The following is a 25296-nucleotide window of genomic DNA, read 5'->3' on the forward strand; positions in this document are numbered from 1 at the left end:
CCGGCAAGCGTTGTCCCGGGCCGGGCGCTGCCGACACATGCAAAGAAGGCGGGCTAGACGATGCGGTCCCCGAAGCTGAAACGGGATACGCGGCTGGTGCATGCCGGCCGCCATCCAGCCGATTTCGGCGGTGTCGTGAACACGCCAGTGGTCCGAGCCTCGACGGTGCTCTATCCTGACATCGGTGCTTACGAACGTTCCCGGGCAAGCAAATTTGGCGCGTTGCGCTATGGCCGTTATGGCACGCAGACGTCGTTCGCGCTCGCCGAGGCGATGGCCGAAATTGAAGGTGCGGATGGAGCCGTTCTCTATCCGTCAGGCCTGGCTGCAATTGCCGGCGCGCTGAAATCCCTGCTTAACCCGGGAGACCATCTGCTGGTCACTGACGCGGTGTACGGCCCGGCGCGAAATTTCTGCGAAACCGAGCTTCGCCGCAACGGGATTGACGTCACGTTCTTCGCTCCCGGCATCGGCGCGTCCATTGGCGATCTGGTGCGACCGCAAACTCGGGTGGTCTATTGCGAGTCGCCAGGCAGCCTGACCTTCGAGGTCCAGGACATTCCGGCGATCGCGGCCGCTTGCCGTTCGCCCGACATCGCCATCGTTGTCGACAACACTTGGGCGACGCCCTTCTTCCACCGGCCGCTGGACCTTGGCGCCCATGTCGCGATCCACGCGGCGACGAAGTACATCGTCGGGCACTCGGATGCGATGCTGGGTGTGGCGGTGGCGAACGAACGCCACTTGCCGCGGATCAGGGACTGGGCAGCCGGACACGGCGTGCTTGCCGGGCCGGATGAATGCTGGCTTGCCTTGCGAGGGCTGCGCTCGCTGGGCGCCAGGTTGCGCCAGCACCAAGAGAGCGCGAAGACGATAGCCGGGTCGCTAAAGGGGCATCCCGCCGTCGAGAGAGTGCTCTATCCAGCCCTTGAGACCGACAGCTCGCACACTATCTGGAGCCGGGATTTCTCGGGAGCGACGGGGCTGTTTGGCGTTGAACTGGTGGACACCAGCCCTGATACGGTCCGCGCCTTCATCGACTCCCTGGAGCTGTTTGGCATCGGCTCCAGCTGGGGCGGTTTCGAGAGCCTGATCCTTCCTTCGAAACCGGTACGCATAACCAGCGAACAACACTGGAAAGGTCCGCTGCTGCGGCTTCACATCGGCCTCGAGGATCCCGACGATCTTCTCGATGACCTTCAGCGCGGCCTTGACGTGCTGCACGAAGCCAACTGCCATGACGAAAGGAAACGCAATGTCCAGCATCGTTGACGGTGAAGTCCAGGCACTCGTTGCCGAGGCAAAGACGCGTATCGAGCGTGATGGCGCGAACCGCGGCAGTCTGGCCGATGTCCTCGCGGTCATCGAGCGGGCCGCGAGTCTGCCGGGGCGCTGGGGTCCCGATCGTTATCCCGATCCCGATGCCGGGGAACGGCAGGCCCGCTATCTGATCGCGACCGATCCCGATGACAGCTTCACGCTCTATCTCAATGTGATGCGGCCAGGAAACCGGATACCGCCCCACAATCACACGACCTGGGCCTGCATCGCCGCCGTCGAGGGTGCCGAGCACAACACACTTTACGAGCGCACCGACGGACGCACCGGCGCCGGACCCGCGACGCTGCGCTTAACTGGTGAGGTCGACGTGCGGCCGGGCAGCGGCATAGCGCTCCTGGCGGACGACATCCACTCGGTGGAGATCCGGGGCGAACAGCCGATCAGGCATCTGCATTTCTACGGGAAGGCGCTCGAGACGCTCAGCGAGCGTCTGATGTTTGATCTCGAGGCGGGTGAGGCAAAGCCGATGAAGATGGCTGTCGCGACGAAGAAATAGGGCAGACAGGATGCGATTTCCCTCACCCATTAGTGCTTCCAAGGCGAAGGCGTGGCTGTCCGACGGGCAGGAGCTTGCCCTGCTCGATGTTCGCGAGGCGGGAGAATTCGCCTCTGGCCATCCCCTGTTTGCAACGTCGTTGCCGTTTGGCCTGCTTGAAGCCGGACTGCCGGTCCTGGCACCTTCAACGGCCTGCCGCCTGGTTTTCATGGATGACGGCTATTCGCAGCGAGCCGAACGCGCCGCGGAAATCGCCCTGCTCCTCGGCTATCAGAATGTGTCTTTTCTCGATGGCGGAGCGGCCGGTTGGCAACGGGCGGGCCTGTCTCTTTTCGAGGGCGTCTTCGTTCCCAGCAAGGCGTTCGGTGAACTGGTCGAGGAAGCATTCTCGGTACCACATGTTTCTCCCGAAGAGCTCAATCGCTGGCAGCAGGAGGGCAGGAGACTCGTCCTGCTTGACGGGCGACCGCGCGAGGAACATCGCCGGATGAACATTCCAGGCAGCATCTGTCTGCCCAACGGCGACCTTGCCTATCGGGCGAACGCCATTATCCCGGATCCGCAGATTCCGGTGGTGGTTCATTGCGCGGGTCGCACCAGATCCATTATCGGCGCCCAGATCCTTCGTGACCTCGGCTTTCCCAATCCCGTCTTCGCGCTGGAGAACGGGACCCAGGGCTGGACACTTGCCGGTCTCGACCTCGAATGCGGATCGGAACGGGCTGCCGAGGCGGTACCAGACGAGGCAAGCCGGACGACGATGCGGGCCAGGGCGAGGACGCTTGGCGAGGCGTGGCAAGTGCCGTTTGTCGATGTCGCGACGGTGAATGCCTGGCTCGGCGACGGGCTCCGGACTACCTATCTCCTTGACGTGCGCGGCGATGCCGAGTTTCACAGCCATCACATCGATGGCGCCACGCACGCCGCAGGCGGCCAGCTTATCCAGTCGACCGACCAGTGGGTCGCGGTGCGCCGGGCGCGGATCGTTCTGGCCGACGATACCGGCCTGCGGGCCGTGGTTGTTGCGCGTTATCTGAAGATGATGGGGCTCGACTGCCACGTGCTGGCAGCCGCGGAAGACGCATGGGGCGACATTGTCTCGCCACCTCCTCTGCTCCCTGCGACGCCGGACCTGCCGCGCGCGCCGGTTCCGCTGCCGCGCGATGCCATCGTCCTCGACGTCAGGCCGAGCATGGCATATCGCTCGGCTCACATTTCAGGCGCTCAATGGGCACTCAGGCATCAGCTCAGCGAGCGGCTGAAACATGTCGGGAACGCGGCGCTGGTCGTGTTATGCGCCGACGACAGCGACGTCTTGGCACTCGTCGCCTCGGATCTCAGGGCAGAAGGGTTTTCCAATCTGGCCGAGCTCTCGGGCACCGCTGCCAGCTGGCGCGAAGCGGGCTTCGAGGTGGTTTCGACACCGGAGCAGCCATCGGATGCTCAGGCGCTGGATTTCGTCTTTTTCACCCACGACCGTCACAGCGGGAACCTTGAGGCGGCTCGTCGCTACCTGTCCTGGGAAACGGGTCTGGTTGGCCGCCTCGACGCCGCCGAGAAACTTGAACTGAGCCGTTGCCTGCCGACGCGAACGGAATCGTTCGCAACGCCTCGACAAAGCGAAAAACGACTTTCCAACGCGGGATGAAAACAGAAACCCTCAGCTTGAGGGTGATCAAAGCGTGCCTATAAACTGAAAAACAGTTGCGCTATTTGCAACACTAAAATAGGGGAATAAGACATGACCTTGCAGACATCCATCCGAATTGCGGCTGCCCTGGCCGCCCTGGCGCTGGGGACTCAGCTGGCCGTCGCCGATCCCATCATGATCGGGCTCAGCAGTCCACAGACTGGCGGCGCGGCCTATCTCGGCCAGCATCAGCGCTGGGGCGCGGAGCTCGCGATCGAGGAAATCAATGCTGCCGGCGGCACCATAGGCCAACAGCTTCAACTCTCCGTCCAGGACAACCAGTGCAACCCCACACAAGGCGCCGCCAGCGCCGAACAGCTGATCAGTGTCGGCAAGGTTGCTGCCATCGTCGGCGCGCTCTGCAGCTCGGCCACGCTGAGCATCATGCCGATCATCGAAAAGGCAGGCATCCCGCTGGTGGTCGAGACGTCAACCTCGCCGAAAATCACCGAACTGGCGGGTGTCGGCGGCAACAAATGGACGTTCCGCATCAACCCGTCCGACCAGGAACTGGCAATCGGCCTCGCCCGCTATCTGATCGCCGACGGCAAGATCAAGAAAGTTGCCTTCGCCGGCGAGGACACTGATTACGGCCGTGGTGGTCATGCCGCCCTGAAGACCGTGCTCGAGAAGAACGGCGTCGAGGTTGGCAGTGGCGACTTCTTTGGCCGCGACACACAGGACTTCTCGGCCTTTCTGGCCCGCATGGGCTCGGACAAGCCGGACGCTATCGCCGTCTACCTCAATGGAGCAGACGAACTGAACTTCCTGCGGCAGTACCGCGCCTCCGGTCTGACCATCCCGCTGACAGGGCGCGTCGAATTCTCGGAGCTGCAGGAAGGCGTTGTCGAAAGCGGTGCGATCAACGGCGCGACGAGCGTGTTCCCTTATTCCGAGCAGATCACGGTCGGCGACAACACAGCCTTTGTCGAGCGGTTCCGCAAGAAGTTTGGCGAGGTGCCGAATGCCCAAAGCTATGAGGGCTATACGGCCATCAGGCTGGTTGCCGACGCGATCGAGCGGGCGAAGTCGGCCGAGCCCGGCAAGATCCGTGATGCGCTGGAGAGTGCGTCCTTCAAGGCGACGCTGGGCGATGTGCTGAAATTCGATGATCATCACCAGGCCCATCCTTCGGCGGTGATTCTGCAGATCGAGAACAGCAAGGTGGTCGTCAAAGGGCTGTTCAACACCTGATCGGGCCACGGTCCTTTTCGCGAACGAGGTTGTCATGCTTGTCTCGACACTCATTCTAAACGGCCTGGTGATGGGCGCGATCTACGCGCTCATCGGGGTCGGCCTGTCGCTGATTTTCGGGGTTCTGGAAATCGTCAACTTCGCGCACGGGCAGATCTATACGCTCGGCGCACTAGCCCTGGCGTTGCTGGTTGGCCATTTCGGGTTCGGCTTCCTGCCGGCGGCGTTTGTGTCGGCGCTCGGCGTCGCCGCGTTCGGCTATCTCCTCTACGTGCTTTTCCTGCGGCATATCCGAAAGGGTGAGTTCGAGCGCGGCATCATCCTGACGCTCGGCATCGGCATCGTTGTCCAGAATGCGCTGATCTACTTCTACGGCGCCACGCCGCAAATCGTCGACACCGAGTTCAGCTTCCAGGACATTACTTTCCTGGGGTTGCGGGTGGAGATGGTCAAGGCGATCGCTGTCGGTTTCGCTATCGTTTCGATCACCACACTGCATCTCGTACTGACACGGACGCGGTTCGGCATGGCGATCCGGGCGCTGTCGCAAAATCGCGAGGCCGCTCTCGTCGTTGGCATGCGGCCCACGGTCATCGCCGGTCATGCGGTCGTGATCGGGACGGCTCTGGCAGGGCTTGCCGGTGCGGTGCTGGCGCCAGTCTTTACAGTCCATCCGCTGATGGGCGCGCCAATCCTGTTCAAGGCTTTCGCGATCGTCATCATCGGCGGTCTCGGGCATCTGCCGGGCGCCGTCGTCGCCAGCCTGATTATTGGCGTGTCCGAAAGCCTGGCCGGTGGCCTCGGGTCGGCGTCGCTGCAGGATGCGGCCGTGTTCCTGGTGATGATCGCGATGCTGCAGTTCCGGCCGATGGGTCTTTTCGGCAAAGGGGTCAGGATATGAGCATGGCCGCCGCCAGCATGAATTCGCCCTGGCCTCCCTTGCGCCGGCTTGGATTGTCGGCAGGTGCCGTCATCCTGCTTACGCTGCCACTCTGGTCGCCATCGGACTACATCACCGGCATCGCGACGCTTGCCATCTTCTTCGCCGTCGCCAGCACCGGCCTCAATGTGGTCTATGGCTATGCCGGCCTGCTGTCGTTCGCGCAGGTCGGGTTCTGGGGCCTTGGGGCCTATGTATCGGCTCTACTGGTCACCGATCACGGCTTTTCGACGTGGACGGCGATTGGCTGCGCGGGTGCCGTCTGCGTTGTCACCTCGCTTGTCGGCGGGCTTGCTGCGCTACGCGTGTCGCGCGATGCGTTCGTGGTCATCACGCTCAGCTTCAGCCTGCTTCTGCAACTGCTCGCGCGCAGCTGGACATCTTTGACTCGCGGCGCCATGGGCATTCCTGGCTTGCCGTCGCCACAGGTTCGCCTGGGCGATACGATCCTGCTTGATGGCAACACGGCATCAGGGTTCTATTGGATCGCGCTCGGCTGCGGTGCTCTGGTCGTCGCGGCGACCTGGTGGCTTCTTCGATCGCGCCTCGGCAGGGCGTTCGTCGCGGTCAACCTCGATGAGAATCTGGCGCGATCGCAAGGGATTTCCGTCTTCCTTCACCAGCTGTCGGCCTTCGCTCTTTCGGCTCTCATCGGCGGCCTCGCCGGCGCGCTCTACGTCTTCAAGCTCGGCATCGTCGATCCCGGCATCTTCGACATCTACTATGCGCAGATGATGTTGATCATCGTCATTGTCGGTGGCGCCGGTCACTTCTGGTTCGTGCTGTTGATGAGCTTTGTCTTCACCGCCCTGCCCGAACTGCTGCGCCTGGCACCGGAACTGCGCATGATCCTGTTTGGACTTGTGCTGGTCATAACCATCCAGTTCATGCCCCAGGGGCTGGGCGGATATCTGGCCGATCGCCGAAACCGTATGCTGAGGAGGACCGAATAATGCCGTCACAGCAGCCACTTCTCTCGGTTGAGGGCCTGAGCAAATCATTTTCCGGCATCAGGGCGGTCGATGACCTGACATTCGTGGTCGAGCGGGGCGAGATCCTGGGCCTGATCGGACCAAACGGATCGGGCAAGAGCACCTCCATCGACTGTATCACCGGCTTCACGAGGGCGGACCAAGGCTCCGTGTTGCTTGACGGGAAGCGGCTGACTGGCGCGCGCGCCGAGCAGATCGCCCAGGCAGGCCTTTCCCGAACGTTCCAGAATGTGCGCGTCTATGACCGGCTGACACTCATGGAAAATGTGCTGATCGCGCGCCAGGCCTATGACGGCGTCGCTTGGTGGCAGGCGCTGGCCGGCACGCAGGCCTGCCGCGGTGCCGAGCGTCGGGCCAGCGAGCGCGGCCGCGAGCTGATCCATCTGGTGGGGCTGGCGACGATGTCGGCCTTCCCGGCCGCGTTCCTGTCCTACGGGCAAAAGAAGCTGCTCGCGCTGGCGATGGCCCTGATGTCCAATCCGAAGATCGTCATTCTCGACGAGCCGCTGGCTGGCGTTAACCCGACGGTCATCAGGAGGATCGCCGGCCTCATCCAGTCACTCAACGGCGACGGTCAGACATTCATCATAGTAGAGCACAACGTTCAGTTCATCATGGAACACTGTTCCCGGGTGGTGGTGATGGAGCAGGGTCGAAAGCTCGCCGAGGGGCCGCCGTCCCTCATCAAGGAGGACGAGCGTGTGCTGCACGCCTATCTTGGCAAGGCCGACGCCGTAGCGATGGAGCTAGCATTCCATGGCCAGTGACATCGCACTCGAAATCAGAGACTGGTCGGTCGGCTATCTCGATCATCCGATCGTGCGCGACTTCTCCGCGGTCTTTCCCACCGGTTCGGTGACCAGCCTGATCGGCGGCAATGGCGCCGGGAAATCGACGCTGCTCAAATCCATTTTCGGCCTCAACAAACACTTCTCCGGAAAGCTGACCTTCGAGGGCAAGTCCGTTGAGGGACTGTCGCCCGCTGCAAGGCTCAAGACCGGTATCGGCATCGTGCCCCAGGGGCGGTGCAACTTTCCCCAGATGACCGTTCATGAAAACCTGGAGATGGGCGCATACCTTCTGCCGCGGACAAGGGCGTCGGCCGCGATCGAGAGCGTGATCGAACTCTTCCCGATGCTGCGCCGCAAATGGCGCCAGCTTGCCGGCAATCTGAGCGGCGGCGAACAGCAGATCCTTGAAACGGCGATGGTGCTTGAAAACAGCCCCAGGCTTCTTCTGCTCGATGAGCCGTCACTGGGCCTTTCACCGAGGATGCAGTCGGAGGTGTTCGAGACGGTGAATTCGATCCGGGGCAAAGGCGTGACTGTCATCATGGCGGAACAGAATGTGTTCGGATCGCTGATGATCTCGGACCGCGCGATCGTCCTGGAACTCGGCCGCAAATTCGCAGACGGCCCCGCCAGCGACGTCATGCATGATCCCCGTATCAAGGCTGCCTTCCTCGGCGGCGAGCCGGTGGTTGAGACGACAGACATATGGAGCGAGACATGAGCCATGCCGAAACAACTGTCATCCCGGCCCGCAAAGGCATTGCCTTCGAGGTGCGTCGCGGGAGCCGGCTGAAGATCATCAACACGCACGGGTCGCAGGTGCTTGACACCTGGGCCTTCGCTCTCAATGACATGAAGGAGTACATGTCGATGGAGCATACGCGATCATCGACCAGCCGCATCATACCGGCTACCGGCGACACCTATGTGAGCAACCTGTTCACCCCGATGCTCACGGTGATCGAGGACACGTCGCCTGGCATCCATGACACGTTGATGTGCTGCTGCAGCCGGAAGACCTATGAGCGGCTGAAATACGAAGGCTACCACGACAATTGCAACGACAACTTCCACGCCGCGTTGGCAAGCGTTGGCAAGCAGTTGGCCTTCACACCCGGACCGCTCAACCTGTTCATGAACTTTCCGGTGTCAGGCGCAGGCGTCATCACCCGCGAGCCTCCGGTCTCACGGCCGGGCGACCATGTTCTCTTCGACGTGAAGGCGGATCTGCTGATGGTCATTTCGGCTTGTCCGCAGGACATCCAGACGGTCAATGGCGCGGGCAAGATGCCGACTGACGCCGCGTTCCAGATCCTGAACTGAAAGCGTCAGCATGTTCGAAACCGGAGGCAGCCATCAAAGATGAAAACGCTCGATACAGCGCTCAAACTGCTCAAGCTGTTCGAAACCGAGGAACAGACGCTTTCGGTCACGGAAATCGCCGAAGCGACGGCCCTGCCGAAAAGCAAGGTATCGCGGCTGCTCGCCGATTTTCGCGCCAACGGATTTCTGGAGCAGGACGAACAGACGCGCCGCTATCGCGTTGGCCTTGCCGCGTTTGAGCTCGGCTCCAACTACATCAAATCGCAGCCGCTGGCGCATGCCGCCTTTCCGGTGTTGCGACAGATCGTCGAGCGAACCGGCCATTCGACAACGCTCAGCGTGATGCGCGGCGATCTCATCTTGCACATCCTCGCTGTTGAAGGCCCGCACTATATCGACGGGCGCTGGCGCGTCGGCAACAGACTGCCATTCCATGCGACGTCGGCCGGCAAGGTCCTGCTGGCGGGTCTCACACCGGCTGGCTTCGAGGCGTTTGTCGCCAATCGTCGCCTTGATCCGATCACGCCTTCCACCGTGACGGATCCCGAGGTGTTTCGGCGCCAGGTCGAGGAGACAAGAGACAGCGGCGTGTCGCTGACCCGAGGGGAGAGCGCTCCTGGATTGTCTGCGATTGCCGTTCCGGTGCTGGGGCGCTCGAACGACACCGTCGCTGCCCTCGGCCTCATCATTCCCGACCGGTTCTTTGCTGAGGAGGAGACGGATTCACTGATCGCGTTGCTGCACGAAGAAGCGCGAACGCTGTCGATCAAATGCGGCGCCGCCGACTACCCGTTCGGCTCTGCCAGCGCTTCACCCAAGCCTGCTCTGGCAAGGTCGGCCGCGCCAGTCTGACAACCGCGAGATAGACGGATCAAAGCATGAACGAGCGTGTCCCTCAGTCGCAGCCATTTGTTGCGCCCATTACCGAACGCGGCACGATCAGTGCGGGCACCACCGCAAGCGGGCGCGAGATCTGCATTCCCTATCTGGTCAAGCGCGGCCAGGGTGACGGACCCTGTCTGTGGGTGAATGCCGCCGTACACGGTGACGAAATCAATGGTGTGTTTGCCGCACAGCGGTTTTTCGATCGGCTCGACCCGTTCGTGATGACCGGCAGCGTCGTGGTGACACCGGTTGCCAACGTGCTGGCCTTCGACGAGCGGCGCAAGACGGCCCTGATCGACAGCATCGACATGGATCAGAGTTTTCCCGGCCGGGCGAACGGTTTTGCGACCGAGCGCGCCGCGGCGGCCCTTTTCGATCGTTTCGGCAAGTCCGCCGATGTGGTGATCAACATCCACACGCTTGGCACGCCATTCGATGCCGCGCCCTACGCCGTCTACAAGGTCCATCCGGAAGCGCGGGTCTCAGAAGCCGAATTGCTGGCGCACATAGCGTGTTTTGAGCCCACGGTTGCCTGCCGCATGCCCGTCGCCAACGCGTCAGGCGAGTTGCCGGGAAACATCGGCGGCGCGTTGGATTACCAGTCGCTTTCGCTGGGAGCGATCGCTTTCATGGTCGAGCTTGGCGGCGGCGGCCGGCTGCAGGAGGATCACGTCGAACATGGCGTCGCCGGTCTCATGCGGCTGGCTGGCAAGATCGGCATCCTGGCCACATCGTCGGACCCGGTCGCCCGCCAGATAAGGCGGGTGACCAGGCGCGCCCACCGGCTGGCGAAGGCCGGCGGCCTGTTCGAACCGAAGGTACTGCCTGGAACAGCTGTCAAAGCTGGCGGCAGCATCGGTAGCATCCGCAACCTGTTTGGTGATGTCATCGAGGACATCGCGGTCGAGACAGACAGCTGGGTGATCGCGGTAAGGCGCGACCCCGTCGTGCATTCGGGCGATCGCGTCGCCTTCCTGGCTACTGAATGGAGCGATACAGATGTCGCAGCCTGAAGGAGGCGGCACGCGACCGATCGTTGCCGTGAGCCAATACGCGCCAGTGCATGGCACGGTCGCCGCAAATCTCGCTTTGTCCCTGGTAAAGATCGATGAAGCGGCGCGGCGCGGCGCCTCGATCGTGATCCTGCCGGAATGCTGCACGACGGGGCTGGTGTTTCCTGACCGGTCCCAGCTGCTCGCGATCGCCGAGACCATCGACGGCACGAGCGTAAAGGCGTGGTGCGAGATTGCCCTGCGCCTGAACATCTATCTGATCGCCGGGATGGCGGAGCGGGATGGAGAACAGCTTTACAACACCGCCGTCATCGCCACCCCTGACGGGGCTGTTTCGCGCTATCGCAAGGCGCATGTCTTTGGCCGCGAGAAGAGCCTTTTCGATCTCGGCGATCAACTCGCTTGCATCGACACGCCCTGGGGGAGAGTGGGACTGGCAGTCTGCTACGATCTCTGGTTTCCGGAGGTGACCCGCGCCTTGGCAGCAAGCGGTGCAACGCTTGTCGCCTCACCGAGCAACTGGTCCGTCCCGCCACGTCAGTCCCAGGATGCCCCAAACGTCGCTCCGATGGCGATGCACTTGGCGATGGCCGCCGCCTGCAGCAATGAAATCACCATCGCCTGCGCTGACCGCACCGGCGAAGAGGGCGGCGTACGTTTCCTAGGGCAAAGCTTCATCGTCGGGCCCAATGGCCGGCTTCTGGCAGGTCCGGCTGGGGCAAGCAGCGACGACTGTCTCCTTGCGGAATGGCCTGACTCGGCACTGACCCGCACCATGGTGCAGAGCCACATGGATACACGCCGTGACGAACTCTACCGAAGCGAGGTCGTAACGCTCGGCACCGGAGGCGATCGGGCGCAATGAGCCGTAGGCTGAGCCACGCGCATTGGGGAACATTCGAAGCGAACCTGAAGGACGGCCGGATCGATTCTGTCTCGCCCTTCGGCCACGACAGCCACCCATCGGCTCTGATCCAGTCCGTTCCGAGCGCCGTGCATGCCGCCTCGCGCGTAGCGCAGCCGATGGTGCGCGAGGGTTATCTGCTGAGAGGGCCAGGCGACCTGTCCCGGCGGCGCGGAGCCGAGCCGTTTGTTGCGGTGAGCTGGGAGGAGGCGCTTCAGCTGGTCTCGCGGCAACTGCGCGGCGTGAAGGAAAAGCACGGCAACAAAGCGATCTTCGGCGGCTCGTATGGGTGGTCGAGCGCAGGGCGGATCAATCACGCCCGCACGCTTGTCCATCGTTTCCTGTACGGGTTCGGCGGTTGCGTCGATCAGGTGACCAATTACAGCTGGGGTGCGGCGGCAGTGCTGCTGCCGCACATTGTGGGCGGCATCGAAGCCGTTGCAGGGCCTGTCACCGACTGGCCGAGCATCATCAAGAACACGAAGCTCATGGTTCTGTTCGGCGGCGCGGCCGAAAAGAACATGCTCATCACCACCGGAGGCGCCGGCAACCACGAAAGTCCGGGCTGGCTCAAACAGGCGCGGGAGGCAGGTGTCGAGTTCGTCTCGATCAGTCCTCTCAAACGCGATTTCAGTGATTGGCTCGGTGCCGAGTGGCTGCCGATCAGGCCGGGCGCCGATACCGCTCTCATGCTGGCGTTTGCGCACACCCTGATTGTCAACGAACGTGTCGACCTCGCCTTCCTGGACAGATACACGGTCGGTTACGGGCGGTTCCGCGACTATGTTCTCGGTCTCACGGATGGCACGCCGAAATCCGCGGCCTGGGCCTCCGGCCTCACCGGCATTGATGCGGACAGGATTTCTGGTCTAGCGCTGCGCATGGCCGACGCCCGCACGATGCTTTCAGCAACCTGGTCATTGCAGCGCGCCGACCATGGCGAACAACCTTACTGGGCACTCATCGCTTTGGCCGCGATGCTTGGCCAGGTCGGACTGCCGGGCGGCGGCTTCGGCTTCGGCTATGGGTCGATCAACGGGATGGGTACGCCGCGTCGGCCGACCAGCTCTCCGGCGATGGAGTCTGGCAAGAACCCGCTGGGTCTGGCAATTCCAGTGGCCCGAATGGCGGATCTTCTGCTTCAGCCGGGCAGGACAATCCCATTCAACGGCAAGACGATAACCTTCCCTGATATCAAGCTCGTTTATTGGGCGGGCGGCAATCCGTTCCATCACCATCAGGACATCAACCGTCTGGTCGAAGCCTGGAACAGGCCAGAAACAATCATCGTGCATGAGGTCTGGTGGACGGCGACGGCGCGCCAAGCGGACATCGTATTGCCGGCGACGACCACCTTTGAACGGGATGATGTCGGAGCATCACCCCGCGATCGCTTCATCGTCGCGATGCCGCAACTGATTGAACCCGTTGGCCAAGCGCGCAACGACTACGACATCTTCAGTGACCTGGCCGGCCGGCTTGGCTTCCAGGAGCAGTTCACGGAGGGTCGCGATATTCGTGGGTGGATCGAGCATGCTTACGACGGATGTCGCTCGAAGGCTCGGGTGCACAATGTAGAGTTGCCTGAGTTTTCAAAATTCTGGAGGGAAGGCTTTGTCGAGGTGCCGTCGCCGGAGGACGACTTCATCCTGTTCGGCGATTTCCGTGCCGACCCCATGGCCAACCCGCTTCGAACGCCATCAGGACGCATAGAAATTTTCAGTGAGACGATTGCGGGCTACGGCTATGACAATTGCCCTGGCCATCCGGTCTGGTTGCCGCCGAAGGAATGGCACTCGGCAAAGGCCGCCGAGCGTTTCCCGCTTCATATGATTTCTAATCAGCCTTCGACTCGACTTCACAGCCAGCTCGACGACGCAAAGCTGAGCCGGGCTTCAAAAATAGCCGGGCGTGAGCCAATCCTTATCAACATCAGTGATGCCGCAGCACGTGGAATCCAGAACGGTGACACAGTGCGCGTGTTCAATGACCGGGGTGCTTGCCTCGCCGGCGCGGTGCTATCTCAAGACATCATGGCCGGGGTTGTGCAACTTGCCTCAGGCGCGTGGTATCATCCAGAGGCCTATGCAAGACCGGGCGCCCTTGATCTTCATGGCAATCCGAACATGCTGACACGGGATGAGGGGACATCATTCCTTGGTCAAGGCCCCTCAGCCCAGTCTGCTCTCGTCGAGATAAAAAAATTGGCGGGCGATCGGGAGCCAGGCCATTTCCAGATGCCCGAGCTTCACTAGAGTACGAGTTGCCGCCATCCATTGGCTGGCTCGCTGCGGGCTCTGTCACTTTACCTCGCAAAACCCATCTTCAGGTTGCACCTTCGCGCTCAAATTCCCTGCTTGCCGACAATGACTTCCCTGTTAATACGTGTAGGGAATTCTCCGATAAGCGATTGAATCTGCAGCGCGAGTTCCATACAGTTTCCCTCTCGCAGTCGAAAAACGCCCGAAAGTCGCTGTTTTTTGTGCCTAATCAGGGAAAATGGGAGAGACTGGTTCGCTCCTGACTGCCACCACCACCATAACCATTGAGTCTATTGATCAAAATATGCGTCGGTCCAAAACGTTTTGGACCCATTGTGGGCCCCAAAAAAAGGGCCGCTGATATGGCCACGCTGCGCATGGTCGGTTGATTTCACTTACTTGACGACGCGCAGGGCCGCTCGCTGCTTCATCGCATCGCGTTTGGCCTCGCGCTCATTGATGGCGCGGGCTATGTCGACAGCCATTCGCTTCTTGTTGGCCTCTCGGACATATTCGTCCGTCACCGTCATGGAAGAATGCCCCATCGCCTCTATGATAGCACGCGCTTGGATGTTGCATTCGGCGAGATACGTGCCGAAGGTACGGCGTAGCCCGTGCAGAGTGTAGCCCTCCGGAATGCCGGCCTGCTTGTGCCAATGTGCCATCATGCCGGTGAGGCTCTTTTCCGCGAATGGGTGCCCATAGGCATTCTTCAGCACCGTGCCGCCTTTCGAACGATCAAGCGGCGCCAATAAACATCTCGCGCCCGCCGTGATGGTTGCGGTTTTCTTCTGCCGGAAATCGAAGGCCTCGATCACCTCTAGAGCCCCGTCGAACAGTTCGATCTCCTCGAAAACCAAATCGTCCCATTCCAACGAGGCGATATCGCCTCGACGGTTGCCGAGCCAGAACGCGAGCGCGTAGCAGGTGCGGGGCGGGGAGCCAATCGGATGGCGCGCCTCGAACTTTTCCCGAATGGGGACCCGCCACGCGGGATTGGCGGTCGATTAGGAATCCGGACGTGGATCGACAGTGAGGATTCGTTCTGCGGTTTGATCCATTTCTCAATTTCGATCCCCACCCACAAGAGCTTCTTGATTGCGACCAGCAGGTGCTTGGCAACCGTCCTGTGGCGGCAAAGACGCTTTCTATAATCGAACGCAGATGGTCGGCGTCGAGATGTTCGACGGGCGTATCGCGCCAAGTTAGCGGACAGGCAGGATCGACCTGCATCCGAAGGAAGCGTTCAATAAGACGGGCATTCTTCCGCTGCGTCGCTTCGTCAAAGTCCAGCCATTCCATCGTCGCTTCAAGCCGCCGCGCAGCATGACCGAATGTCTTTGGCAACGCCCGACCGGGTAGGTCGATAATAGCTGCCTTGAGGCCCTGGCCCTGCGTTGCCCTTTCATAGGCAGCCTCGAATTCCGGATCGCCGGGCTGACCGGGGAGGCGGATTTCAGGCATTCCCTTTGCACGATAGCGATAGACTGTCTTTCCATGACATCCCCTACGAGTTGCGCGCCGGTTCCAAGGAAACAGGCCTTAATGAGGCCGTACTGGAGATCGGTGCAGTCCTGGAACTCGTCCAAGAATACCTGGCTGTATGTTTCCTCAGCGCGTTCCGCGCGATCACGCTGCCCTCGACGATCGTCTTCGCAAGAGGGATCATGTCCCTGAATGTAATCGACTGGCCCTGGATGCGAGCCGGCCCGACGGAGAAGTCCGCAGCCAGTACGTCCTGCCCGGTGAGCGCGAGGCGGAACTGCTGGATTATGCGGAGCACGAAGCGATGGAATGTGAAGCTGTCGAAGCGTTCCCCAAGCTGGTGGCCGCACCGGCGCCTTACGCGCGCCTTGAGGTTCGTGCTGGCATCGACCTTGAAGGAGATCGCAAGGATACGCTTTGGGTATCTGCAGCTTCGCGTCCGCAGGAGAAAGTCGGCGCGTTGCGAGCATCTCCGTCTTGCCGGCTCCCGGTCCGGCAGTGAGCGCTAGGTTGGCTTCGGTCTCTGTTGCTGCCTCTAGGGCATTGGGCTCCAGAACGAACCCGTCCGAAGGTTTCCAATGTTCCGCACGGATCATTCAGGAAGATTTCCCAGCATCGTCCTCACGCGTTCGAGAGCCGATCGAGGAGCTGGCGAAACGGCCGGAGGTGCGCTTTCGCACGCGCTCTTACGAAACGGTGCGCTCGGCCGTCGCATCCGGCTTCGGCATGGCCGTCCTCAACATGCGGCCTATCGGTCGCGCCACCGCCGATGGGGAGGAGATCGTTCGAAGACCAATCCTCGATGAACTGCCGCCACCGACGCTGATCGTCGCCGACATGAACAATCAAGTGGGAATGATTCAGGCCCACTCAAACGTCGATTGGCTTTGATGAACCTTCGCATATCGCCCACCCGGATTTCTAGGTACCACCATCAGAGCAATAAGGCTCACGGTGGTGCTTTTTAATGCCCAATGCGATGGAGAAAAGGCAATTTCCTGCCATGAAGCCTTCGATTGTCCTGAGGTATCTTTCAGGAGGCAATTGCTATGTTGTCGGCGTCGCCCTTAAAGCACTGAAAAGAACTATAAGCTGGCTGACCGTGACGGCATCTACGTCCGCGTCATGTCCAGGGGCGCGATCTAGGCAGATACGGCCGAGACGATCGCTCGCGGAGATCCGATGTCGCGCGCTATGGTACTTCGCTTACCCAAACGGATATGACTCTTGGGATCTGATTCCCCTGCGATAGTCCGGCCAGTCCAGAATGAGGCGGGCTATCTTGATTTCTTGGCTCCAATGACTGAGTACCCGCGCCTTGCCTACAGCATGAAAGCCGTTCGCAAGGCAGGCGACCGGCTGGCAAAACCTATTCAGTTCGGACGAGACATCACTGTCGGCCAGTATGTGGACGCACTCGAAATCTTCTCAATCGCCAATAGCTGGCGCGACTCGCACTTTCTGCCGATGCGCAGCGTTCGGTTCTCTGTCGGTCATCACATAAGAGCCCTGCGACTGGAGGGCGACATGGCATCCCGGCCGAAGCGCATGGCATCCATTCGTCGGAAGCTTCGAGAGTCCACCACCAATTTGGACACCATGAACGACATCGGCGGTTGCCGAGCGATCATGGCCGATATCAGAGGTGTTCGCTCGCTTCTCGCATCGATGCGAGACAAGTTCCCCCATGAGATCCACTCTAGGGAGTTTAACTATATCGATGAGCCGAAGCCGGACGGGTATCGAAGTCACCATATTGTTTTCAAATACCGACCCAGAGATGCCGACACCGAGGCTTTCGACGGACGACGCATCGAGTTGCAAGTTCGTACCAAGCTTCAGCACTCATGGGCAACTGCGGTTGAGGCTGTCGGGCTATTCCGGGGCCAGGATTTGAAGCACGGAGAGGGCGACCAGGATTGGCTTCGCCTTTTCCAGCTTATGTCGGCGGAATTCGCGCACGTTGAGCAGTGCCCCGTTCATGTAAGTGTTCCGGATCACAATGACCGGGTTCGAGAATTGCGGGATCTCAACAAGCGTATAGATGCGATCGGCATACTAGAGAAAATCAATAATACTACTCACTGCCCAGAAAACTTCGTACATAAAGCAGCCAAAACTCGATACTATTTGCTTCAATATGGAAAAGATCATAAATTGTCCATCGAGCCGTTCTGGGCGCTTATATTAGGTGCGCGAAAACTGAAAGAGATCGAGCAAAAAATCGAGCTAAGGGGCAGTGAGGTGAAGGCTGTCTTGGTCGAGGTAGATAAGAAAGAAAAGCTTGTGGAAATGTATCCGAATTACTTCGGAGACGTTTACTTATTTGCTCGTAATCTGAAATCCATCTGCACGGGAAAAGCGGCTATCGAATACAGTTAGCCTGCACAGGTGGTAGCTCCGAACCCTACGAAAGGCCCTATTATGGTTCGGCTTAAGCGCCGTCGCTCGCTTCCGTGTGAAGTAACCCGAGGCGAGGCGCTTGCCGACGATACCATCGAGGCTGCGACCGGCCCGTGCATCGTCGTTCATGCCAGGGGCTACGCGTGAATTATGGCGGAAGTCATATTCGGAGAGGTCGCGGTGCAGATGCTTTTTTGCGCAAGGCTGATAGGTGCCACGCATGCCGCGCTTGAAGATGCTGATGCGCCGGGTATTTTGGCAGTGTTTACTCAGCCGCCGGGGCAGGTCATTCCGATCTCGGGGTGACATCGGGCGATCGCAGCAGTCTGGCGAGTGCGGAGCGTTTCGTCGATCTTGCGCACGTGAGCGGGACCGATGACCGTGACAAAGTTCACCGTTTAATCGAGCATGGCCTCGACGGTGGCGACAAAGTCGTCGAGCGAGCGATCCCCGCGAATCTCGATGCGTGGAAGATCGATGGGATCGCAATTAAGGTCCGCCGGCCCGTGTCTGCTGCCGAAGCCGATCCGATAGCCGGACTCCTTGGCCAGTCTGCCGAGCCGTCGGTCGGTGACAGAGAAGGGTGCCGCGAACGCCGAGGTTGGCCGACCGGTCCAACGTTCGATGAACATACGAGAGCGCAGCAGTTCGGCGGCCAAGTCAGAGCTCGACAGACCATCGATCGCGCGATGCGTCGCGAGATGGCTTCCGAAGAACGCACCTTCGGCGGCGAGCCGCCGCACCGTCCCGGCATCCATAAGCTGCGTCGGCGGACCGTTTTCGGCATCCCACTGCGCGCTTTCACCCACCAGGTCAGTCACCAGGAACACTTCCGCGGTCAGGTCGTTCGCGCGCAAGGTTGGCCAGGCTTGGTCGGCAAAATTCTGGAAGCCGTCATCGAAGGTGATGAGCACTGGGCGGCCAGCGAAAGGCTGACGGTTGGCGATGGACCGTTCCAGTTGCTCGGACGTGGTCGCGTGAAAGCCATTGGCGCGCAGCCATGCCATCTGGCTGGCGAATGCGGCGGGCGTTAGCCGAAAACGGGCGAGGGCAGCCGGACCTTCTTCGGCGACGCTGTGGTACATGAGGACAGGGATACGTGGCCGCCGCTCGCTGCGCGCGACGTCGCGGCGCAAGGCCCGCGCCCCGCCCCAGACGATATTTCGGGCGACCCCGAGTCCGATGGGCGCGCGGATCGGCGCATGATCAATCCTCGGTTCCGTCACTACATCGTGCGGTGACAGGCGGCGGAAGCGGTCTATGCGATAGAGCTCGGTCTGGATCGACTGCTCGAGGACGAGACCTTCGGTCGCTGCGAGCGCCTCTGAGATCGCTTGTGCCCCGAATGTGTTCCAGTCGAAGCCCGTCCTTTCAACATTGTCACGCAGCACGAATGCGTGGGCGCTGATGAAACTGCCGCCAGGCGCCAACGCCTCTGCGAATTTTTTGGCAATGCGCCGCAACTCGGCGAGATCATCCAGATAGTAGAGCACTTCCGAACAGAAGATCAGATCCATTTCACCCGGCAGCGTGTCTGCGGAGAAATCCAGTACGCCGAATTCGACGTTCGGCTGATCGCTGCATCGCGCGCGGGCCCGTCCCACGGCTATGGCGGAGATGTCGGTTGCGGTCAGATGGCCCACTCGCGGCGCCAGCTGCCGCGTGAAGTGGCCCTCCGCGCAGGCGAGCTCAAGTGCCCGTCCGATGGGACCCGCAGGCAGAATCTCGAGTTGCCGCTCATATTTTTCCTGCTCATAGGACGAACCGTAGTTCCAGGGATCCTCGGTCGTGAAATAGCCATTCCAGAACAACGTGCGATTCTCGTCGTGCCTGGGCCGTGCACGGCGCGGCGCGGCAGAAGGCTCCGCAGGTTCGGCGCTCGACCGGACCAACTCCCGCGCTTGCGCAGCCAATCTCGCGAGTTTGCCGAAATGGCTGTCCGGATCAGGCTCGCGTTCGGCTGTGCCTGACAATACCCGGGCTGGAAGCGTGTTCGGAGTGTTGGCGCCAGCCTCCTTTTGCGGTGCGAAATTCCGGATCAGTTCAATCCAATGATCCCTTGTCACTGTCCCGAGCACGCCGAATTGTACGACGGCCTCGATGTGGCCATCCATCATCAGGTAGGCATAGATTTGGTCGATTCCTTCCGGCAGTTCGGTCGAGGTCGGATTTCGAGCGTCGACGCGGATTCCAAGTGTTCGCGCCAGCCTGCGCGGCGCGCCAAGATCGTCGGCGTCGAGAAGCATTTGCTCAAGCTGATACTGGATGCGGCGAGCCGCTGCGGGATTGTCCCAGACCTTGCTGAGTTCGGTAATCAACTCGGTGATGGCGCGGCCGAACCTTCCCCACCTGGCAGCCAGTTGCGCCGGCACAGACAGGCTTCCCACCGCAAGGCCGTTGATGGCTACCTTGGCGATCTCACTCGCCCACTTGCGTCCGGCCGGAAGCGCGCGCAGGGACTGCGGGTTGATCGAGCCCGAGCCGCCGCCGCAATCCGACGCGGCGTTCCAAAATGCGAACCACGCGAGTGCTTCGGAAGCGGTGCGGCCATCCGCCGAGTTCGCTCCGTTGGCGTGGATAGTCACCGGGTGTTTGACTCTGGAGTCGGCAGAGAAGCCACGGGCGATGACGATTTCCGCGTCGGCCAGCATCTGAGATGAATTGCGGGTGAGCGAGTTGGGGCTAGCCCGGTAGAAGGCGAGCGGCTCGTCGACCATTACCCAATTTCTGCCGAGACGGGCGAGGCGCTGCCACAGATCCCAGTCCTCGCATGTACGCAGCGACACATCGAAACCGCCCAACTCGACGATTGTCTCCCGGTCGAGCAGCAGCGCGTGGGTGGCGATGGCACACCGGCGGGCAAATGTTTCAAAGGGCTGGATCGCAACCTCTGACGAGATGCTCAACCAGATAAGTTCGCCATCGGGCATCACGCATTGGGAGCCGCAATAGGCGGCCACTGAATCGGGCGCAGCCTCCAGTGCGGCTAGCATTTTCGCGAGGAAGCTGGCGTCTACCCAATCGTGCGCATCCAGAAACATGAGCCAGTGGCCGCGCGCCGTCGAAATCCCGCTATTGCGCGCGCCGGCGGGGCCACGGGCGCAAGAATTCAACGTCCGAAATCGGGAATCTTGTTCCACATAACTGGCAATGATCGCGGGGGTGCGGTCCGTGGAGGCGTCGTCGACGATGATCGCCTCCCAATCCACGATTTCCTGATCGAGAAGGCAATCGAGTGCGCGCGCCAGCGTCACCTCTGCGTTGTGCGCAGGAACCACGATTGAAACCAATGGATTATGCGCCATGCCGTCTTACCCAAGCCTGGTTCGAAGGTACAAGAGCCCCGAGACATAGCCGGCGATTTCCCGCCAAAGGAAACGGTCACCGAGGATGCTGCATCCAAACAGTCTCCCGTGAACTCTTCCGAGCCGTCGCGCCGCCATTTGGCTGCAGTGCGAGCTTGCTCCTGTCCTGCTAGCGACGTTAGAAGCCTGGCGCAGCATTTCATCCGTGCCGCCGAGATCGGACGCCGGCTGTCGCAGATGCACGTCAAAGCCAAGCATGCCGCATACTCATGTCGATCCCTGAACTCGGCGCCATGACCACAAGCTGCGGTCCCTGGCCTGGCTATGGCAAACTGCCGTCCTTTGCAATCGACGACGCAACAATGCAAGCCCACTGAAGCTTTGGTTGAATGACTGCCAGCTATTGGGACCTATTGCTCTCTCCTATCGACCGAAACACCTCGATTCCGGGCTGCATTCTTGATCGGCGATTCCGCGTGTGAAAAGAAGATTCTCCTTCTACTGTTGAGCTCGCGCCGGAAGCTGATGGTGGCAGTATATAGCGGAGCGAGAGCCAATATGCTGCCCGCTGGAACAGCTATTTTAGCAATTTCTAATGAAAACTCATTACTTACATCTGTCTAAATAGATATACATAATGCCATTGTATCACTCGGCTTCATAGTAGATTTCGCTCGATAACCAATTAGATTAAACGGCTATGGTTGCTATCGCAGAGAGGGGCGAGAGCAACACCTAGCGGTACTGGTGCTTTTTCGGCCGGTCCAAGACGTGTAAAAAGAGCACGCAAATTGGCTTGCGCCAAGAAGATTCCGGCTTGCAGGTCGCGGATTTTGCTGGCATCTTCACCTGTTTATGGGTCTCTGCACTGTGGCAGGTGGTTCAAATAGAGGGGTATAAGGATGGCCAAGGAATCTTCGAGTACTTCGAGTGCCGTTTCCTCCGCAAACAAGGCGGACGCAAATTTGATCGGTAATGCAGACGGAAGCGGGCTGAACTTCATGGCGGCCCAGGTTCGCGAAAACGGGGGCGCCGGCGACGCCGTAGGTGTCGACAAGATACGCGATCTGCTGTTCGGCAACCAGATGCAGGACTATGACCGCCGTTTTTCCAAGCTTGAAGAACGGGTGTTGCAGCGCTTCAAGGATGTCGAATCCGAAGCCAAGCGCAATCTTGAGATGTACGAGTCAAATGCAAAGAAGCAGATCGATTCGCTCGCGGCGCAATTGCGGAACGAAAAAGACTCACGAGCCGATGCCGACAAGGAGATTGACCGGAATCTTCGCGAGCAAAACCAGGCACTTGAAAAGCAGGTGCGTGCGTTGTCGGATCAATTGAGCGCGCTTGAGCGGGACGTTTCGGACCGGATAAATCGAAACGATCATTTGTTGCGTGAGGAAATTAAGCAGAAGAATGAAGGCGTTCAGATGCTGATCGAGAAAATGTTTGCCGATCTCAGCAACGTTAAGACCGACCGAAATCTTTTGGCTGGCCTGTTTGTAGAGGTTGCGAAATGTCTGAATCAGGATCCCGTCGGCAGCAAGGGCAACTCGGATCGTAGCTGGAAAGTGAGTTGATGGGACCTTGACGTCAACCGTCGACCCAATCAGTCTTCCACAAAGAGCAGCCTCGAACGATACAGAAATTGATCGCGAGGCTCTGGCTCGTCTTTTGGTCGAAATTGCCCGGAACGTTGATCCGGACTATCGTGCGCGTTTCGACGGAGTTCCAACCGCCGATCCTCGCATGGAAACGCTGCGCCAGTTGCTGGTCAGCCGCGAAATTTCGGAGCTTTCACGAGTTACGCATCTGCTGGACGAACCCGAGCAGCTTGCGGCAGCGGTGGGCGATGTTCTTCCCATTGCGGTCGCGCGAGCGACTCATGCGCAGCTCGGCGAGGCGCTTGCGCCAGCTGTCGAACGGGCTGTGCAACGGTCAATCCAGAAGAGCCCGCGCACGCTGACGGATATATTATACCCGGTGTTTCTGCCGGCAATCCGCAAGTCGATCGGGGAAAAGATCGACCAGACATTTCAGTCACTGAATGAAACTTTAAGACATATATTTACCTGGCATGGGCTCAAGTGGAGATTTGAAGCTTGGAGGACAGGTGCGAGCTTCTCGGAAGTTGTCCTAAAGCATTCTCTTATCTATCGTGTAGAGCATGCCTTTCTCATTAATCGTAATTCCGGGCTTTTGATAGCGCATGTAGCTGCCGACAATGCGACGAGCGAAGATCCCCAGCTGATTTCGTCGATGCTTAGTGCAATTCAAGATTTTGTGAAAGATTCATTCAACGAGAGAGAGCAGAGCGGCCTGGACACTATCCGTTTTGGCGACCTTCGTCTCTGGTCGGAAGTTGGACCGTTTGCGACCCTGGTTTCGGTGATCCGGGGAAATCCGCCAGAGGAATTGCATGAAATAGTTCGCGATGTATTGCTTCGCATCCATGAGGAATGCTCACAGGCTTTAGTAGAGTTTGACGGCGACAGTTCGCAGTTGGCCGGGGTAGAGGCGCAATTGCGGACCTGCGTGGAGCAGAAGCAGGAGGAATCAAACGAGGGATTTCCGTGGCTGGTGGCCGCCGTGGCCCTGCTGTTTTTGATTCTGGCAGGCGGTTGGTTCTTTCTTTCCTGGCAATCCGGGCAGCGCTGGCAGGCTTATGTGTCGCGCTGGCAGGCCTACGTGTCGCGACTGGAGGCCCAGCCGGGCATCATCGTTGCCGAACAACAGGCGCGCGACGGCCAATTCTATATTGCCGGCCTAAGAGACCCGCTTGCCGCCGACCCACAGTCGCTGTTGTCTGGAACGCAGGTCGATCCCGCCCGGGTTCATTCGCAGTGGCAATTCTATCAGAGCCTTCAACCGGAGTTCGTGCTGAAGCGGCTGAAGGCGTCGCTGGCTCCGCCGGATTCAGTACGACTATCAATCGACAATGAGCGCATCGTTGCCGAGGGTGAGGCTCCCGACACCTGGATAGATCGGGCGCGTGCAGCGGCCCGACAGCTTTCGGCAGGCGGACCGGAATTCGACATCTCCAAGGTTCGTGACGTAAGCCCCGAAGTACTCGAGGCGAAGCGCTGGCAGGCCTACGTGTCGCGACTGGAGGCCCAGCCGGGCATCATCGTTGCACAACAAAAAATACGCGATGGCCGATTCTATATTGCCGGCCTGAGAGACCCGCTTGCCGACGACCCGCAGTCGCTGTTGTCTGGAACGCAGGTCGATCCCGCCCGGGTTCATTCACAATGGCAATTCTATCAGAGCCTTGAGCCGGAGTTCGTGTTGAAACGGCTGACGGCGTCGCTGTATCCACCGGATACAGTACGACTTTCGATCGTCAATAATCGCATCATTGCCGAGGGCGAGGCTCCCGACACCTGGATAGATCGGGCGCGCGCAGCGGCCCGACAGCTTTCGGCAGGTGGACCGGAATTCGACATTTCCAAGGTTCGTGATGTGAGCCCCGAAGCACGCGCGGCGGAGCACTGGCAGTATTATGTGTCGCGACTTGAGGCCCAACCGGGAATTGTCGTCGCCCAACAATCGACCAGGGGTGGACATTTCTATATTTCCGGCCTGCGAGACCCGCTTGCCGCCGACCCGCAAGCTCTGCTGTCCGGAACGGAGGTCGATCCTGCCCGCGTTCATTCACAGTGGCAATTCTACCAGAGCCTTGATCCGAAGTTTGTGGTGAAGCGGCTGACGGCGTCGCTGACGCCGCCGAAATCGGTCCGACTTTCGATCATCCAGGGTCGCATCGTTGTCGTGGGCGAGGCTCCTGCCGCCTGGATCAACCGGGCGCAGGCCGCCGCTGAACAACTTTCGGCGGACGGAGTGGTTCTGGATGTCTCGCAACTGCGTGAGCTGGACCTTGCAGAGCTCAATCATTTGAGAGAGTCTATCCAGACGACCGACATTTTCTTCTCTTCCGGCAAAGTTGTGCCGGGACCAGAGCAGACGCCGGTTCTCGACAGATTGGCGGATCAAATAAAGGAATTCGCCCAAAATGCCCGCAAGTCAGGCGTAACTGCGCGGTTCATGTTGACCGGCCATTCGGACACCACGGGCCGTGAGACGGCCAACGCGTCGATCAGCGCCGCCCGTGCCGAGACAGTTCGTGCGCTTCTCAACAAGCGCGGCGTCGCCCCGGAACTGCTGCTGGTTCGGGGCGCGGGCACCTTTGAACCGGCGGTGCCTGAAAATAGTCAGGCTGGTAGCTCCACCAATCGCCGGGTTTCCGTTACGGTAAACTTGGACTAGGTCGGAGCCC

At 60.2% G+C, this 25296-nt stretch carries 20 protein-coding genes and 1 pseudogene; 17 read left to right on the forward strand and 4 right to left on the reverse strand.

The window, feature by feature from the left end:
* Window positions 1-96 precede the first annotated feature (96 nt).
* The 13 genes from metC (at window position 97) to NKI66_RS15730 (ending at window position 13824) form a co-directional block, all read left to right on the forward strand.
* A complete protein-coding gene (metC, locus tag NKI66_RS15670) occupies window positions 97-1272 on the forward strand; it encodes a cystathionine beta-lyase (protein WP_352752159.1) in 1176 nt (391 codons plus the stop codon).
* Window positions 1256-1837, forward strand: a complete 582-nt coding sequence (locus NKI66_RS15675; RefSeq protein WP_352752161.1) for a cysteine dioxygenase family protein — start codon at window positions 1256-1258, stop codon at window positions 1835-1837. The genes metC and NKI66_RS15675 overlap by 17 nt, the downstream gene beginning before the upstream one ends.
* A gap of 10 nt (window positions 1838-1847) precedes the next feature.
* Window positions 1848-3485 carry a rhodanese-like domain-containing protein gene (locus NKI66_RS15680; protein WP_352752163.1) on the forward strand — a complete coding sequence of 546 codons (1638 nt, stop codon included), beginning with the start codon at window positions 1848-1850 and terminating at the stop codon, window positions 3483-3485.
* Between the two features lie 93 nt (window positions 3486-3578).
* The gene (locus NKI66_RS15685) at window positions 3579-4721 is read left to right on the forward strand and encodes an ABC transporter substrate-binding protein (RefSeq protein ID WP_352752165.1); all 1143 of its coding nucleotides are present in this window, start codon (window positions 3579-3581) and stop codon (window positions 4719-4721) included.
* A gap of 34 nt (window positions 4722-4755) precedes the next feature.
* Window positions 4756-5622 carry a branched-chain amino acid ABC transporter permease gene (locus tag NKI66_RS15690; RefSeq protein ID WP_352752167.1) on the forward strand — a complete coding sequence of 289 codons (867 nt, stop codon included), beginning with the start codon at window positions 4756-4758 and terminating at the stop codon, window positions 5620-5622.
* 2 nt (window positions 5623-5624) lie between these two features.
* Window positions 5625-6614 carry a branched-chain amino acid ABC transporter permease gene (locus tag NKI66_RS15695; protein WP_352752169.1) on the forward strand — a complete coding sequence of 330 codons (990 nt, stop codon included), beginning with the start codon at window positions 5625-5627 and terminating at the stop codon, window positions 6612-6614.
* The gene (locus tag NKI66_RS15700) at window positions 6614-7420 is read left to right on the forward strand and encodes an ABC transporter ATP-binding protein (protein ID WP_352752171.1); all 807 of its coding nucleotides are present in this window, start codon (window positions 6614-6616) and stop codon (window positions 7418-7420) included. Before NKI66_RS15695 ends, NKI66_RS15700 begins: the two co-directional genes overlap by 1 nt.
* Window positions 7410-8165, forward strand: a complete 756-nt coding sequence (locus NKI66_RS15705) for an ABC transporter ATP-binding protein (RefSeq protein ID WP_352752173.1) — start codon at window positions 7410-7412, stop codon at window positions 8163-8165. The genes NKI66_RS15700 and NKI66_RS15705 overlap by 11 nt, the downstream gene beginning before the upstream one ends.
* Window positions 8162-8767 carry a DUF1989 domain-containing protein gene (locus NKI66_RS15710; protein WP_352752175.1) on the forward strand — a complete coding sequence of 202 codons (606 nt, stop codon included), beginning with the start codon at window positions 8162-8164 and terminating at the stop codon, window positions 8765-8767. The genes NKI66_RS15705 and NKI66_RS15710 overlap by 4 nt, the downstream gene beginning before the upstream one ends.
* Before the next feature lie 39 nt (window positions 8768-8806).
* A complete protein-coding gene (locus NKI66_RS15715) occupies window positions 8807-9619 on the forward strand; it encodes an IclR family transcriptional regulator (RefSeq protein WP_352752177.1) in 813 nt (270 codons plus the stop codon).
* Window positions 9620-9645: 26 nt separating this feature from the next.
* Window positions 9646-10665 carry a M14 family metallopeptidase gene (locus NKI66_RS15720; protein ID WP_352752179.1) on the forward strand — a complete coding sequence of 340 codons (1020 nt, stop codon included), beginning with the start codon at window positions 9646-9648 and terminating at the stop codon, window positions 10663-10665.
* Entirely contained in the window at window positions 10652-11530 is an 879-nt protein-coding gene (locus tag NKI66_RS15725; protein ID WP_352752181.1) for a nitrilase-related carbon-nitrogen hydrolase, read from the forward strand. Before NKI66_RS15720 ends, NKI66_RS15725 begins: the two co-directional genes overlap by 14 nt.
* Window positions 11527-13824, forward strand: a complete 2298-nt coding sequence (locus tag NKI66_RS15730) for a molybdopterin-dependent oxidoreductase (RefSeq protein ID WP_352752183.1) — start codon at window positions 11527-11529, stop codon at window positions 13822-13824. Before NKI66_RS15725 ends, NKI66_RS15730 begins: the two co-directional genes overlap by 4 nt.
* Before the next feature lie 401 nt (window positions 13825-14225).
* Here NKI66_RS15730 and NKI66_RS15735 read toward each other — a convergent pair whose 3' ends face one another.
* The gene (locus NKI66_RS15735) at window positions 14226-14705 is read right to left on the reverse strand and encodes a tyrosine-type recombinase/integrase (protein WP_352752185.1); all 480 of its coding nucleotides are present in this window, start codon (window positions 14703-14705) and stop codon (window positions 14226-14228) included.
* Window positions 14706-15337: 632 nt separating this feature from the next.
* The gene (locus NKI66_RS15740) at window positions 15338-15814 is read right to left on the reverse strand and encodes a UvrD-helicase domain-containing protein (protein WP_348629834.1); all 477 of its coding nucleotides are present in this window, start codon (window positions 15812-15814) and stop codon (window positions 15338-15340) included.
* 11 nt (window positions 15815-15825) lie between these two features.
* On the opposite strand from NKI66_RS15740, the gene NKI66_RS15745 reads away from it, so the two are divergent.
* Both NKI66_RS15745 and NKI66_RS15750 read left to right on the forward strand, forming a co-directional pair.
* Window positions 15826-16206, forward strand: a complete 381-nt coding sequence (locus tag NKI66_RS15745) for a type 2 periplasmic-binding domain-containing protein (RefSeq protein WP_352752187.1) — start codon at window positions 15826-15828, stop codon at window positions 16204-16206.
* A gap of 408 nt (window positions 16207-16614) precedes the next feature.
* Complete coding sequence (locus NKI66_RS15750; RefSeq protein WP_352752189.1) at window positions 16615-17697, forward strand: RelA/SpoT domain-containing protein; 1083 nt, start codon at window positions 16615-16617, stop codon at window positions 17695-17697.
* Window positions 17698-17790: 93 nt separating this feature from the next.
* Here NKI66_RS15750 and NKI66_RS15755 read toward each other — a convergent pair.
* Both NKI66_RS15755 and NKI66_RS15760 read right to left on the reverse strand, forming a co-directional pair.
* Window positions 17791-17958 (reverse strand): annotated as a pseudogene (locus NKI66_RS15755) (IS1595 family transposase); the annotation flags it as partial.
* A 158-nt stretch (window positions 17959-18116) separates the two neighbouring features.
* Entirely contained in the window at window positions 18117-21023 is a 2907-nt protein-coding gene (locus NKI66_RS15760) for a glycosyltransferase (RefSeq protein WP_352752191.1), read from the reverse strand.
* A 902-nt stretch (window positions 21024-21925) separates the two neighbouring features.
* Here NKI66_RS15760 and NKI66_RS15765 point away from each other — a divergent pair.
* The gene (locus NKI66_RS15765) at window positions 21926-22600 is read left to right on the forward strand and encodes a coiled-coil domain-containing protein (protein WP_031212622.1); all 675 of its coding nucleotides are present in this window, start codon (window positions 21926-21928) and stop codon (window positions 22598-22600) included.
* 7 nt (window positions 22601-22607) lie between these two features.
* The gene (locus NKI66_RS15770) at window positions 22608-25286 is read left to right on the forward strand and encodes an OmpA family protein (RefSeq protein WP_128303843.1); all 2679 of its coding nucleotides are present in this window, start codon (window positions 22608-22610) and stop codon (window positions 25284-25286) included.
* Window positions 25287-25296 lie beyond the last annotated feature (10 nt).

This window comes from Mesorhizobium sp. M0518 (assembly GCF_040321125.1).
Classification (GTDB): domain Bacteria; phylum Pseudomonadota; class Alphaproteobacteria; order Rhizobiales; family Rhizobiaceae; genus Mesorhizobium.

Coding starts and splice junctions, on each gene's coding strand:
- NKI66_RS15765 (WP_031212622.1), top strand. CDS start 21,926: ATGGCCAAGGAATCTTCGAGTACTTCGAGTGCCGTTTCCTCCGCAAAC.
- NKI66_RS15705 (WP_352752173.1), top strand. CDS start 7,410: ATGGCCAGTGACATCGCACTCGAAATCAGAGACTGGTCGGTCGGCTAT.
- NKI66_RS15715 (WP_352752177.1), top strand. CDS start 8,807: ATGAAAACGCTCGATACAGCGCTCAAACTGCTCAAGCTGTTCGAAACC.
- NKI66_RS15710 (WP_352752175.1), top strand. CDS start 8,162: ATGAGCCATGCCGAAACAACTGTCATCCCGGCCCGCAAAGGCATTGCC.
- NKI66_RS15700 (WP_352752171.1), top strand. CDS start 6,614: ATGCCGTCACAGCAGCCACTTCTCTCGGTTGAGGGCCTGAGCAAATCA.
- NKI66_RS15720 (WP_352752179.1), top strand. CDS start 9,646: ATGAACGAGCGTGTCCCTCAGTCGCAGCCATTTGTTGCGCCCATTACC.
- NKI66_RS15730 (WP_352752183.1), top strand. CDS start 11,527: ATGAGCCGTAGGCTGAGCCACGCGCATTGGGGAACATTCGAAGCGAAC.
- NKI66_RS15750 (WP_352752189.1), top strand. CDS start 16,615: ATGACTGAGTACCCGCGCCTTGCCTACAGCATGAAAGCCGTTCGCAAG.
- NKI66_RS15685 (WP_352752165.1), top strand. CDS start 3,579: ATGACCTTGCAGACATCCATCCGAATTGCGGCTGCCCTGGCCGCCCTG.
- NKI66_RS15760 (WP_352752191.1), bottom strand. CDS start 21,023: ATGGCGCATAATCCATTGGTTTCAATCGTGGTTCCTGCGCACAACGCA.
- NKI66_RS15690 (WP_352752167.1), top strand. CDS start 4,756: ATGCTTGTCTCGACACTCATTCTAAACGGCCTGGTGATGGGCGCGATC.
- NKI66_RS15695 (WP_352752169.1), top strand. CDS start 5,625: ATGGCCGCCGCCAGCATGAATTCGCCCTGGCCTCCCTTGCGCCGGCTT.
- NKI66_RS15680 (WP_352752163.1), top strand. CDS start 1,848: ATGCGATTTCCCTCACCCATTAGTGCTTCCAAGGCGAAGGCGTGGCTG.
- NKI66_RS15725 (WP_352752181.1), top strand. CDS start 10,652: ATGTCGCAGCCTGAAGGAGGCGGCACGCGACCGATCGTTGCCGTGAGC.
- NKI66_RS15675 (WP_352752161.1), top strand. CDS start 1,256: ATGTCCAGCATCGTTGACGGTGAAGTCCAGGCACTCGTTGCCGAGGCA.